General features: G+C 72.9%; 11 protein-coding genes. 7 read left to right on the top strand and 4 right to left on the bottom strand.

Annotated features, from left to right (window positions below; all coding sequences use genetic code 11):
- The first annotated feature begins 509 nt into the window (after positions 1 to 509).
- Positions 510 to 1,577, top strand: coding sequence for a YbhN family protein (locus ACIQNG_RS11415; protein ID WP_401484144.1), 1,068 nt, complete (start codon positions 510 to 512; stop codon positions 1,575 to 1,577).
- A gap of 88 nt (positions 1,578 to 1,665) precedes the next feature.
- On the opposite strand, the gene msrB is transcribed toward ACIQNG_RS11415, so the two are convergent.
- The 4 genes from msrB to ACIQNG_RS11395 all read right to left on the bottom strand — a co-directional run bounded on the left by msrB (position 1,666) and on the right by ACIQNG_RS11395 (position 5,244).
- Positions 1,666 to 2,073, bottom strand: coding sequence for a peptide-methionine (R)-S-oxide reductase MsrB (msrB, locus tag ACIQNG_RS11410; protein ID WP_401425924.1), 408 nt, complete (start codon positions 2,071 to 2,073; stop codon positions 1,666 to 1,668).
- Positions 2,074 to 2,087: 14 nt separating this feature from the next.
- Positions 2,088 to 3,479 carry a UDP-N-acetylmuramate--L-alanine ligase gene (gene murC, locus ACIQNG_RS11405; protein ID WP_401484142.1) on the bottom strand — a complete coding sequence of 464 codons (1,392 nt, stop codon included), beginning with the start codon at positions 3,477 to 3,479 and terminating at the stop codon, positions 2,088 to 2,090.
- 353 nt (positions 3,480 to 3,832) lie between these two features.
- Entirely contained in the window at positions 3,833 to 4,306 is a 474-nt protein-coding gene (locus tag ACIQNG_RS11400) for an indole-3-glycerol phosphate synthase (protein ID WP_401425920.1), read from the bottom strand.
- A gap of 152 nt (positions 4,307 to 4,458) precedes the next feature.
- Positions 4,459 to 5,244, bottom strand: coding sequence for a pyrimidine reductase family protein (locus ACIQNG_RS11395; protein WP_401484140.1), 786 nt, complete (start codon positions 5,242 to 5,244; stop codon positions 4,459 to 4,461).
- Between the two features lie 47 nt (positions 5,245 to 5,291).
- Between ACIQNG_RS11395 and zapE the strand changes: the two genes are divergently transcribed.
- The 6 genes from zapE (at position 5,292) to ACIQNG_RS11365 (ending at position 12,293) form a co-directional block, all read left to right on the top strand.
- Positions 5,292 to 6,482, top strand: coding sequence for a cell division protein ZapE (gene zapE, locus ACIQNG_RS11390; protein ID WP_401484138.1), 1,191 nt, complete (start codon positions 5,292 to 5,294; stop codon positions 6,480 to 6,482).
- Between the two features lie 830 nt (positions 6,483 to 7,312).
- Positions 7,313 to 7,894, top strand: a complete 582-nt coding sequence (locus tag ACIQNG_RS11385) for a carbonic anhydrase (RefSeq protein WP_401425913.1) — start codon at positions 7,313 to 7,315, stop codon at positions 7,892 to 7,894.
- Between the two features lie 8 nt (positions 7,895 to 7,902).
- Entirely contained in the window at positions 7,903 to 9,393 is a 1,491-nt protein-coding gene (locus ACIQNG_RS11380) for a SulP family inorganic anion transporter (RefSeq protein ID WP_401484135.1), read from the top strand.
- Positions 9,394 to 9,507: 114 nt separating this feature from the next.
- Positions 9,508 to 10,458 carry a slipin family protein gene (locus ACIQNG_RS11375; RefSeq protein WP_401425908.1) on the top strand — a complete coding sequence of 317 codons (951 nt, stop codon included), beginning with the start codon at positions 9,508 to 9,510 and terminating at the stop codon, positions 10,456 to 10,458.
- A gap of 238 nt (positions 10,459 to 10,696) precedes the next feature.
- A complete protein-coding gene (locus ACIQNG_RS11370) occupies positions 10,697 to 11,560 on the top strand; it encodes a polysaccharide deacetylase family protein (protein WP_401484133.1) in 864 nt (287 codons plus the stop codon).
- A gap of 28 nt (positions 11,561 to 11,588) precedes the next feature.
- Positions 11,589 to 12,293, top strand: a complete 705-nt coding sequence (locus tag ACIQNG_RS11365) for a peptidyl-tRNA hydrolase (protein ID WP_401484132.1) — start codon at positions 11,589 to 11,591, stop codon at positions 12,291 to 12,293.
- The last annotated feature ends 17 nt before the right edge of the window (positions 12,294 to 12,310 follow it).

Here is a 12,310-nt window from a genome sequence, read left to right as displayed (position 1 = left end):
AGGTATAAAGAGTGGCAAATCCATAGAAAAAATGCGCGGGTCGTCGGTCGGCGGGTATCTCCTCCTTGGGGCGCGTGGCGCCCGTCCGTCCGCCCTTCGTGGCCTCGTCGGCCGCGGGTCATCCGTCCGTCATGACGGACGGGGACCTTTCCGACGTCCCCTTCGTTGGACCCGTACAGATGCCCGGTCTCCCATCCGGACATCCTCGTCGCCCCTGCCCCGCCGTCCCCGTCCCGCTCCCCCGGCCCCACAGGCCATACCGTCCCCACAGGCCATACCGTCCCCACAGTCCCCGTAGTCCCGCACCAGTCCCCTTAGTCCCGCACACTCCTCGTAGTCCCGCACACTCCTCGTAGTCCCGCAGACTCCCCGTAGTCCCGCACACTCCTCGTAGAACGCACACTCCTCGCAGTCATCCGACGTCCCCACCGTGCCCCCTCCCCCGCTCGCCTTGCATCCGTCCGCCCCGCTCCTTCGCGTGGGCGCGATGCGGAAGGACGACGTACGCCGTGACGCTCATGCCGCTCGACGGCCCGCCGAGGCCGCTGCCCGACGCCGTTCCCTCCGCCGATGCCGCCGACGCCATCGGTGCCGCCGACGCCACCGACGCCCCCCACGTCACCGATGTCCGCCGCTCCCCCGTCTCCGCCCGCGCCGTACGCCTGACGGTCAGCCTGCTGCCCCTGCTGGTGATCGCCGCCTGGGCGGTGGCCGACTGGCGTTCGATGTACGACGGTGTCGTGCGCCTCGCCTCGGCCGACCCCTGGTGGCTGCTGATCGCGGGCGTCTTCACCTGCCTCGGCTGGGTCGCCTCCGCCGTCACCCGGCAGGGCGCGCTCCCGGAGCGGCTGCCGCCGGGCCCGCTGCTGGCCTCCCAGTTCGCCGCGGGCGCCGCGAACCATGTGCTGCCCGCCAGCATCGGCGCCCACGCCGTCACCCTGCGCTTCCTTCAGAACCAGGGCATCCCGCTGCCCCGCGGCACCGCGTCGCTCGCGCTGTACTCGCTGGTCAGACCGGTCGCGAAGACGGTCGTACTGATCGCCTTCCTGGTGGCCTTCCCCGGCATGCTGCACCTCGGCGATCTCATGCCGAGCACACGGACGCTGCTGCTGATCGGGGGCGGGGTCACGCTGGCCGGGGTGACGGCTGCGGTGCTGGTGACGGCCCTGCCGGCGCTGCGCCGCCCGCTGGGCGGGTTCCTGCGCACGGCGCTCACCGACGCCCGCGTGCTGCACTCCCGCCCGAGCCGCTATCTGCCGCTGTGGCTGGGCGCGGCGGCCACCCCGCTGCTCCAGGGCAGTGTGATCGCGGCCGTCGGCTTCGCCGTGGGGCTGCCGCTGGGCTGGGCGCAGGTGGTCTTCGCGCTGCTGATCGCCAGTACGGCGGTGGGCGCGGTGCCCGCGCCGGGCGGCATCGGGCCGGTGGACGCGGCGGTGATCTTCACGATGAGCGCGCTGGGCGCCCCGGTGTCCCTCGCCACGACCACGGTCATCGGCTACCGGGTGCTGACGGTGTGGCTGCCGCTGCTGCCGGGCGCGCTGGTGCTGTCGGCGCTGGTGCAGCGGAAGGTGCTGTGACCCCGGGCCCCTGGCCCGAGCCCCCGGCCCCGACCCCGGCGGGGGCCGGGGGCTCGGGCGGGGCTCGGGGTTCAGGGGCCGGGTCGGCTCACGCCTGCTCGGGGCTCAGCTTCAGCGAGATGCTGTTGATGCAGTACCGCTGATCGGTCGGGGTGGCATACCCCTCGCCCGCGAACACATGCCCGAGGTGCGAGCCGCACCGGGCACACCGCACCTCCGTGCGCACCATCCCGTGCGAGCGGTCCTCGATCAGCTCCACCGCGTCGCTGTCCTTCGGATCGAAGAAGCTCGGCCAGCCGCAGTGGGAGTCGAACTTGGTGTCCGAGGTGAACAGCTCGGCACCGCAGGCGCGACAGGAGTAGACGCCCACGGTCTTGGTGTCGGTGTACTCACCGGTGAACGCGGGTTCGGTCCCGGCCTGGCGCAGTACCGCGTACTCCGCCGGGCTCAGCTCGGCCCGCCATTGCTCGTCCGGCTTGTCGACGTCGTACGCCATGGCACTCGGTCCCTTCACTGCGACAGTCGGTCCAGGAGGTGCGGTCCGAGGTCGGTGACGTCGCCCGCACCCATGGTGAGAACCAGATCCCCCGCCTTCGCCATTCCCGCGATCAGGGCCGGCGCCTCGCCCTTGTCGTGCACGGCGGTCACCTCGGCGCCCGCCGCACGGGCCGCCTCGATGATCAGCTCGCTGGTCACCCCGGGGATCGGGTCCTCGCGGGCCGGGTAGATGTCGAGCACCACGGCGGCGTCGGCGAGGGCCAGCGCCTCGCCCATCTCCTTGCCCAGCTCCTGGGTGCGGGAGAACAGGTGCGGCTGGAAGAGGACCAGGATCCGTCCGTCCCCGGCCGCCCCCCGCATCGCCTCCAGGTCGGCGGTCATCTCGGTCGGGTGATGGGCGTAGGAGTCGATCACCTGCACCCCGGCGGCCTCGCCCTTGAGCTGGAGCCGCCGCTTGACCCCGGTGTACGCGCCGAGCGCCGTGGCCAGCCCGGCGGCCGGCACCCCGAGGGCGACGCCCGCGGCGAGCGCGGCGACGGCGTTGTGGGCGTAGTGGCGGCCGGGCACGGAGACGGTGAACGTCAGCTCGGCCCCGTCGAGCAGTACGGTGACCTCGCTCCTGAGTCCCTGCGGCACGACCGAGAGGATCCGTACGTCGGCGTCCTCGGCCTCCCCGTACGTCACCACCGTGACGGCGCGGCCGGCCACCCGGCGGGTCAGCTCGCGCGCGCCCTCCTGGTCGGCGGCGACGACGAGGGTGCCGCCGTCGGTGATCCGGTCCACGAAGGTGGCGAAGGACTCGTAGATCTCGTCCATCGACGCGTAGTTCGCGTGGTGGTCCAGTTCCACGTTGAGGACGATGGCGACCTCGGGCGCGTACTTGTGGAAGCTGCGGTCGGATTCGTCGGCCTCGGCGACGAAGATCTCCCCGGCGCCGTGCAGCGCGTTGGAGCCGGGCGCGTCCAGGTCCCCGCCGATCGCGTACGACGGCTCCAGGCCCAGCGCGGCCAGGGAGACCGCGAGCATCGAGGTGGTGGTGGTCTTGCCGTGGGTACCGGCGACCGCGATCGGGCGCAGCCCCTCCATCAGCGCGGCCAGCGCGTCGGAGCGGTGCACGACCGGCACTCCCCGTTCGGCGGCGCGGGCCAGTTCGGGGTTGTCCGGCCGGATCGCCGAGGACACCACGACACAGCTCGCGTCGTCGGCGAGATGCCCGGCCGCGTGCCCGATGTGGACCGTCGCCCCGAGCGCCCGCAGGGCCTCGGCCGTGGCCGACTCCTTGGCGTCGCTCCCGGCGACCGCGGCACCCCGCTGCGCGAGGATCTTCGCGATCCCCGACATCCCGGCCCCGCCGATGCCGATGAAGTGCGGTCGGTCCATGGCGGGGGGAAGGCCGGGTGCCATACGTTCTCTCCCTGTTGCTCGGGTGGCGCGGTTCTGCCTGGTGCTCGGGTGGCGCGGTTCTGCCGGTGGCCGGGTGGCGCGGTTCTGCTTGGTGCTCGGGTGGTGCGGTTCTGCCGGTGGCCGGGTGGTGCGGTTCTGCCGGTGGCCGGGTGGCGCGGTTCTGCTCGTTGCTCGGGTGGTGCGGTTCTGCCGGTGGCCGGGTGGTGCGGTGCTGCTCGTTGCTCGGGTGGCGCGGTTCTGCTTGTCGCTCGGGTGGCGCGGTTGTGCCCTGGTGGCGAGGGGTGTGCCGGTGTCACCAGAGCGGTCAGCGCCCCCGCCCGGGGGCGCTGACCTCAGCCTATGCCCTGCGCGCGCTACGCCTTGCTGTGCGAGAACAGCTTCAGCACCGGCACCCCCACCTTGTGCCGCGCCCGCGAGGCCCAGTCCCGGTGGAAGAACTCCTCCACGTAGTGGGGGTCGGTCAACACGATGACCTCGTCCGCGCCGGCCTCCTCGACCAGCCCCTTCAGTTCGTCCAAGGGGTGGTTCTCGATCAGCCGCCCGGTCGCCTCGCTCCCCGCCGAGCGCAGTGCCTGCAACGACACGTCCAGCGCCTGCCGTCCTTCGCCGCGCGCCTGCGCCCCTTCCGGCGCGTCCCGCTCCCGCGCCGCCTCGTCGAGTTCGCCGAGGGCGAGGTCGTCGATGGCCCGCAGCAGCCGGTCCGCCTGGTCCCCGCGGGGCTGGAGCAGCACATGGAAGGTGACCGGCTCCTCCCCGTGCAAGGTCGTGACGAACTCCACGTCGGCGGACGTCAGGGCCTTCTCGATCATCAAAACGCTTGTGAACACCAGACGCCCCTTCTCTTCGAGGGCCCTCGGGCCCTCCGTCCTGCGTGGGCCGCTGGCGGCCCTGCTGAAACCATCCTGCCCCGTGATCGCACGGGTACTGCGTGTCTTAGTGTGCCCCCAGGAAGCTAAACGGAACGGCAGATTCCGCTGATTTACGACCGACGGTAGCGGCTGAACAGAAAACCGGCCTCTTCCAGCAGGGACACCAGTTCGAAGCGGCGCGGGACCTCCACCGCGGGGCCGTAGGCGATCCTGCGGGCCTGCCCCGAGGTGAGCATCGGCGAGACGGTGAGACACAGCTCGTCGAGCACCCCCGCCGCCACGAACTGCCCCAGCAGCCGTGGCCCGCCCTCGGTCAGCAGACGGCGGTGGCCCAGTTCCGCCAAGGCCCGTACGGCCCGCGCGGGCTCCACCCCGAGCCCGTCCCCGGCGATCACCACCCGGGCCCCGGCGCCCTCCGCCGCGGTGATCCGGTCGGGCGGCGCCGCGGCCCCGGTGAGCACCAGCGTGGGGACCAGTGGCGAGGTGAACAGGGGCAGCGAGAAGTCCAGGTCGAGCGCGGCCGAGACCACCGCGACCGCGGGCGCCGGGCCCTGTCCGGCCGCCCGGCGCCGGGCCGCGAACTCGGTCCGCGCGCGTGCGGGCCTGTACTGCTCCTGACGTACCGTTTCTGCGCCGACGATCACCACATCCGCCAGGGCGCGGAGCGTGCCGAAGACCCTCATGTCGGTGGCGCAGGAGATCGGCTGGGAACGGCCCTCGTGCTCGGCGGCCCCGTCGAGGGTGGAGACCATGTTGGCCCGCAGCCAGCCGCCGCCGTCGCCCGCGCCGGGGTCCGGATAGGCGTACGCCTCGGCGAGCCGGTCCAGACTCCACTCGGAGTCCGCCGCCTCATCGGCAGCCGCTGTCTCATCGGTCACAGGGAACAGGCGTCGCATGACGTGCAGTGTTCCATGCCGTTCCACGCCGCCTACCATGGTGAACCGTGTCGTCCTCCACCGCCGCCCCAGTCCCCGGCCCGATAACCGACGTGGCCCCGGTCTCCCTGTGCACGCTCGAACCACACGTCCCCGCGGACCGTCTGGTCGCCGAGATGGTGCCGCCGCCCCGCTTCGACGCGGTGCGCTTCAGCACCTACCTCCCGGACCCGGACCGGCCGAGCCAGACCGAGGCCGTCCGGGCCCTGGAGGGTTTCGCGGCCGGACTCACCGGCGCCCCGCCGGCCGGCGGGGGCCGCCGCGGCTTCCTCGGGTTCGGCCGGGCGCGGGCGAAGAACGCGGGCCGGGCGGACTCCGGCCCGCGCGGTGTCTATCTGGACGGCGGCTACGGCGTCGGCAAGACCCATCTGCTGGCCTCCCTGTGGCACGCCACCCCGGCCGAGCCCGCGCAGAAGGCGTTCGGGACGTTCGTGGAGCTGACGAACCTGGTCGGCGCGCTGGGCTTCCAGCAGACCGTGCGGACCCTGTCCGGCCACCGGCTGCTGTGCATCGACGAGTTCGAACTGGACGACCCGGGCGACACCGTCCTGGTCTCCTCCCTGCTCGCCCGGCTGGTCGAGGCGGGTGTCGCGCTCGCCGCCACCTCGAACACCCTGCCGGGCAGACTCGGCGAGGGCCGGTTCGCCGCCGCCGACTTCCTGCGGGAGATCCAGGGCCTGTCCGCCCACTTCCGGGCCCTGCGCATCGACGGCGAGGACTACCGGCACCGGGGCCTGCCGGAGGCTCCGGCGCCCCATCCGGACGAGCTGGTGACCCGGACGGCGTACGCCACCCCCGGTTCTTCGCTCGACTCCTTCCCCGAGCTGCTGGAGCATCTGGCGAAGGTCCACCCGAGCCGCTACGGCGCGCTGACCGACGACCTGACGGCGGTCTGTCTGACGGGGGTGCGGGCGGTGCCGGACCAGTCGACCGCGCTGCGCCTGGTGGTGCTCGCCGACCGGCTCTACGACCGTGAGGTGCCGGTGCTGGCCTCGGGGCTGCCGTTCGACCAGCTGTTCAGCCAGGAGATGTTGACGGGTGGTTACCGCAAGAAGTACTTCCGGGCGATCTCCCGGCTCACCGCCCTCGCCCGCGACGCCGCCCGCCTGACGCGAACCGACCAGGACGGGACCGACCGGTCCGGAGCCGACCAGTTCGGGAGCGATCCGGACGGCGACGACAAAGGCGGAGAGAACTAGGGCCTGTCGTTCGGATCATCCCGGCGTCGCGGGGTCTGGCACGCGGATCTGCGGCGTTGTCGTCGGTTGCCGACGCTCCGCGTCGCCGCCCTCCTCCGCCTTGCAGCTCCACGCACCAGACCCCGCTCGGGTCGGCCGAGCAGCACCGATTCTCATAGCCAGGCTGATCCGAACGACAGGCCCTAGGGCAGGTTCGCGCCAACGCACCCGCACTTTTGAGGCTCTCTCCTGCCGGAAACCTTGAGTTAACCCTGCAAACAACTTTGCAGGGTTAACGTGTTTCTTGACCGACTGTTGACCAACCGTTGGTGTACGCATGAGGCGTGCGTGATGCGAAGAGGAGCACAAGGTGCGAGGTACGAGGGGATGGACGGCTCCGCCGCCCGCTGCCGCCGTGCCACGGACCCTCGCGCTCCCCGACTTCGCGGACCTCTTCGCAAGCGCGTACACACTCCGTAAGGCAACGGCCAGGGCTCGACGCGTCGCGCCCCCGGATCCGACGGCCGCCCGTGACAGCGAAGTCACGTGCCGCCCCGACGAGATACCCACGGCGGGGCACGCCACCGGACCCCACGGTCCGGCGGGAGCGTCGTACGCGTCGAGACCACACAGCCGACCGGAGCCCGCGACGCGTCGCACTCCGGACGGAGCCTCGGTCCACGGCCGCTGAGCGGGAGCAGAACCCGCCCACCGGCCGGGAGGGACGAGACCCACCGACCCAGCCGCCCGCCTCCGCCACGAGAGCGTGAGAGGGCGCACGGGGGCACCCCTCCCACCGTCCCGCAAGCCCGACGCGCACCCCACAGCGCGCCAGGAGGAGACACGACACCATGCAGCCCCTCATCGACAACGCCCGCACGTTCGGACAGCGCCCTGAGGAGTTCGCCCGGATGGCGGAGGGCCAGTCCCCCCAGGTCCTCTTCATCACCTGCTCCGACTCACGGGTCGTACCGGCCCTGATCACGGGCGCCCGCCCCGGCCAGCTGTTCGAGCTGCGCACCGCGGGCAACATCGTCCCGCCCTACGGCTCCGACCGGCCCACCGGCGAGGCCGCCACCATCGAATACGCCGTGGAGGTGCTCGGCGTCGCCGACATCGTGGTCTGCGGCCACTCCCACTGCGGCGCGGTCGGCGCGCTGGTGCGCGGCGACGACCTCGACGCGGTGCCCGCCGTACGGGACTGGCTGGTGCACGCGGCCGGCGAGCCGCGGGCCGACGACCCGGCGGACCCCACCGTCGCGGGGGCCGTGCAGCACCATGTGCTGGCCCAGTTGCTGCGCCTGCGCTCGTACCCGTGCGTGGAGCGGCGGCTGGCCGACGGCCGGCTGACGCTGCGCGGCTGGTACTACGAGGTCCACACCGGTGCCGTGCGGGAACACCGCGCGGACACCGACCGCTTCGAGGCCCTGTGAGCCGCGCGATGACCGACAACCCTCACCCCCCGCCGCCCGCGCGCGCGGGCCGGTTCCCGTACCTCAAGCAGGACTTCGCGGCCTCCCTGGTCGTCTTCCTGGTCGCGCTGCCGCTCTGCGTCGGCGTGGCCGTGGCCTCCGGCGTCCCGGCCGAACTGGGCCTGGTCACCGGCATCGTGGGCGGTATCGTCACCGGTCTGATGCGGGGCAGCAGCCTCCAGGTGTCAGGTCCGGCGGCGGGGCTGACCGTGCTGGTCTTCGAGGCCGTCCAGGAGTTCGGACTGGCCGTGCTCGGCGCGATCGTGCTCGTGGCGGGCGCGCTGCAACTGCTCATGGGCGCCCTGAGGCTGGGGCGCTGGTTCCGGGCCATCTCCGTCTCCGTCGTGGAAGGCATGCTGGCCGGCATCGGCCTCGTGATCATCGCGGGCCAGCTCTACGCGGCGGCGGGCCTCGCGGCCCCGGCCTCCGGCCTGGACAAGCTCCTCGGGCTGCCGGGGGCGGCGGCCGACGCCCTGGGCAGCAGCACCGCCCTGATCTCGCTGGCCGTCGGCGCGGGCACCATATCCGTGCTCGTCCTGTGGAAACACCTCCCGGCGCGGGTCAGGGCCGTGCCGGGAGCCCTGGCGGCGGTCCTGCTGGCCACCCTGATCACCCAGGTGTTCGACCTGCCCGTCGCCACGGTCGAGGTCAAGGGGCTGCTGGACGCGATCCAGCCGCCCGGCGCGGACGCCCTGGCCCAGCTGGCCACCCCGGCCGTGCTGGGCACGGTCCTCGCGTTCACCCTGATCGCCTCCGCCGAGAGCCTGTTCAGCGCGGCGGCCGTGGACCGGCTCCACGACGGGCCGCGCACCCAGTACGACAAGGAGCTGATGGCACAGGGCGCGGGCAACGCCGTGTGCGGGGCGCTGGGCGCACTGCCCATGACCGCCGTCATCGTGCGCAGTTCCGCCAATGTGCAGGCGGGCGCGAAGACCAAGGCGTCCCGGGTGCTGCACGGCGTGTGGCTGCTGCTGTTCGCCGCGCTGCTGCCCGCCGCGCTGGCCCTGATCCCGCTGCCCGCGCTGGCCGGCATCCTGGTCCACGCGGGCTGGAAGCTGATCCCGTTCCGGCAGCTGGGCAGGTTGTGGCGAACCCATCCCGGCGAAGCCCTGATCCTGGTGGTCACGGCGGTGTCGATCGTCGCGGTGAACATGTTCGAGGGGGTGCTGATCGGTCTGGCCCTGTCGGTCGCGAAGACCGCCTGGGAGGCGTCGCACGTCCGGCTGGAGGTCATAGACAAGGGCGCCGGGCCCGTCCAGGTGTACCTGTCGGGCAACGCGACCTTCCTGCGGCTGCCGAAGATCCTCGACAGTCTGGAGGCGCTGCCCCAGGACCGCCCGGTCGAGCTGGATCTGTCCGGGCTGCACCATCTGGACCACGCGTGCCGTACGGCCCTGGAGAACTGGGCGGAGCGGCACAGCGCGGCCGGGACGGAGCCGGTGAAGGTGACGGCGCAGTGAGCCGCCGCCGCTGACCGGGCGCCGGTCCGGGGACCGCGTACCGCCCCCGGACCGGCGCTTCGGGCATATCGTGGAGAGCAGGAAGAAATCGGGCCTCTGTGCGAGGAGGTCGCCATGCTCGAAGCAATCCTGGTGGCCGTGGTGGTGGTCGCCGCGGTCGGGCTGCTGTACGCCGCCTCCGGTGCACGGGTGGTCAAGCAGTACGAACGCGGTGTGATCCTGCGGCTCGGCCGGCTCCGCGGCGAGGTGCGGGCGCCGGGACTGGCACTGATCGTCCCGTTCGTGGACCGGCTGCACCGGGTCAACATGCAGATCGTGACGATGCCGGTGCCGGCCCAGGAGGGCATCACCCGGGACAACGTCACCGTGCGGGTGGACGCCGTCGTGTACTTCAAGGTGGTCGACCCGGCGAGCGCGCTGATCAAGGTCGAGGACTACAAGTTCGCCGTCTCCCAGATGGCGCAGACCTCGCTGCGCTCGATCATCGGCAAGAGCGAGCTGGACGATCTGCTCTCCGACCGCGAGAAGCTGAACCAGGGCCTGGAGCTGATGATCGACAGCCCGGCCGTGGGCTGGGGCGTGCAGATCGACCGCGTCGAGATCAAGGATGTGTCGCTGCCCGAGACGATGAAGCGCTCGATGGCCCGCCAGGCCGAGGCCGACCGTGAGCGCCGCGCCCGGGTCATCAACGCCGACGCCGAACTCCAGGCGTCCAAGAAGCTCGCCGAGGCGGCCCAGCAGATGGAGGCCACCCCGTCCGCGCTCCAGCTGCGCCTCCTCCAGACGATCGTCGCGGTGGCCGCGGAGAAGAACTCCACGCTGGTGCTGCCCTTCCCGGTCGAGCTGCTGCGCTTCCTCGAACGGGCCCAGACGGACCAGCCGACGCACGAGGACCGGCGGGAGCAGGCCCAGGCACAGGAGAACCGGCGGGAGCAGTTGCGGGAGGCCGCCCAGGACCAGCCCCGGGAGGACCGGCGGACGCCGGCACCCGAGGAGCGGCCGACCCTGCCGCCCGAGGACCAGCCGACGCTGCCGCACGAGGACCGGCACCCCCTGGGCACCTGAGCCGCGTCCCGCCCGGGTCACCTGGGCCGAGGCCGGGGGGTAGCGGTACCGGTGAGACGGGCGCGGGCGCCCGACCGGCATCGCTCTGACCGGCATAGGCCCGGTCGGTATAGGCCCGGCATAGGCCCGGCATAGGCCCGGTATAGGCCCGACCGGCATTGGTCCGAACGGAGCGCATCCCGTGCCGGGCACGGGAGGGGTGCGCATTTTGTCGTATTTATAACGGTACGTTCGTCCGGTGATCCGACCCGCTCGACGCGTACAACGTCTCAGCGCGGCCTGCGCCCTCGCCGCCGCGCTCGCCTCCCTCGCCGCCTGCTCCGGCGACCCCGCCGCCGACCGCGCGGCGAAGGAACGCCCCGCCACCCGGGCCCCGGCGTCCCGTCCGCCCACCCTCGCCCCCGGCCCCGCCGGTCTGACCCCGGTGTTCCGCAACGACGCCCACGCGCGGGACAAGACCGTCGCCCTCACCTTCGACGCCGACATGACCGCGGACCAGGGAGCGCGAGCGGCGGCGGGCGAGCGGTTCGACAACCCCCCGCTGATCGCGGCCCTGCGCGGGCTGAAGGTGCCCGCCACCGTGTTCATGACGGGCCGCTGGGCGGAGCAGTACCCGGAGCAGGCCCGCTCCATCGGCCGGGACAGCCGGTTCGAGGTGGCCAACCACTCCTACAGCCACTACGCGTTCACCGCCGACTGCTACGGCCTGCCGACCGTGTCCCCCGACCGGATGCGGGAGGACGTGGAGCGGGCGTACACCGCCTTCCGCGAGGCCGGGGTGCCGAACGCGATGCCGTACTTCCGCTTCCCCGGCGGCTGTTACGACCGGCAGGCGCTGCGCGCCCTCAGCGGGACCGGGGTGACGGCCGTGCAGTGGGACGTGGTCGGCGGCGACGCCTTCGCGACGGACCCGGACGCGGTGGCCCGCCAGGTGCTGGACGGGGTGAAGCCGGGCTCGGTGGTGGTGCTGCACTGCACCCGCAGCGCGGCCCCGACGACCGAGCGGGCGATCCGGACGATCGTCCCCGCCCTGCGCGAGCGCGGCTTCCGTTTCGTGAAGGTCTCCGAACTGATCGCCGGCGGCGGCACGGGACGGTCGTGACCCGCGGGGCTCACGTACCCTGCGAACCGTGAACGACAGCACCATCCGCCCCGAGCGGCCCGCGACCGACGCCCCCGGCACGGCACCGGAGTTCGTCCTTCCCCTGGTCGTGCGGATCGAGCGGGCCGACCCGCCGCCGCGCACCGACGCGCTGGAGACGACGGCCCGTGCGGTGCTGGTGCTGCTCAGCGACGCGCGGGCGCTCGGCGACGGGGAGTGGGCGCGGGCCGTGCGGGACTGGCAGGACGCCCGGATCCGCAAGGTCGTCCGGCGGGCCCGGGGCGCCGAGTGGCGGCGGGCGCAGGCGCTGCCCGGCATCACCGTGGCCGGAAAGGCGGCGGAGGTACGGGTCTTCCCGCCCGTCCCGCTGGACGGCTGGCCGAAGGACCTGGCCCGGCTCCAGGTCTCCGGCACCGACCTGGCGGACCCCGAGCCGCCTGCCGCGCCCGAGCCCGGCGCACCCGTGCTGTGGATGAGCCCCGAGGTGGAGATGTCGGCGGGCAAGGCCATGGCCCAGGCCGGCCATGGCGCCCAGCTCGCCTGGTGGGCCCTGGGCGACGGGGAACGGGCCGCCTGGCGGGACGCCGGGTTCCCGCTCGCCGTACGCACCGCCGCCCCCGCCGGATGGCGGGCCCTCACGACGAGCGGGCTGCCGGTGGTACGGGACGCGGGCTTCACGGAGATCGCCCCCGGCTCCTGCACGGTGGTGGCGGACCACCCGTCCCTCCGCTAGCCGACCGGTTCGTTCGT

Origin of the sequence: Streptomyces sp. NPDC091377, from assembly GCF_044757045.1 — a bacterium.
Classification (GTDB): Bacteria; Actinomycetota; Actinomycetes; order Streptomycetales; family Streptomycetaceae; genus Streptomyces.
The sequence above is the reverse complement of the archived record's forward strand: the minus strand, read 5'-3'. Positions and strand labels throughout refer to the sequence as shown.

What these genes read in the sequence shown, in the direction of transcription:
- msrB (WP_401425924.1), bottom strand. Translation starts at nt 2,073, where the DNA reads ATGGCGTACGACGTCGACAAGCCGGACGAGCAATGGCGGGCCGAGCTG.
- murC (WP_401484142.1), bottom strand. Translation starts at nt 3,479, where the DNA reads ATGGCACCCGGCCTTCCCCCCGCCATGGACCGACCGCACTTCATCGGC.
- ACIQNG_RS11395 (WP_401484140.1), bottom strand. Translation starts at nt 5,244, where the DNA reads ATGCGACGCCTGTTCCCTGTGACCGATGAGACAGCGGCTGCCGATGAG.
- ACIQNG_RS11385 (WP_401425913.1), top strand. Translation starts at nt 7,313, where the DNA reads ATGCAGCCCCTCATCGACAACGCCCGCACGTTCGGACAGCGCCCTGAG.
- ACIQNG_RS11380 (WP_401484135.1), top strand. Translation starts at nt 7,903, where the DNA reads ATGACCGACAACCCTCACCCCCCGCCGCCCGCGCGCGCGGGCCGGTTC.
- ACIQNG_RS11375 (WP_401425908.1), top strand. Translation starts at nt 9,508, where the DNA reads ATGCTCGAAGCAATCCTGGTGGCCGTGGTGGTGGTCGCCGCGGTCGGG.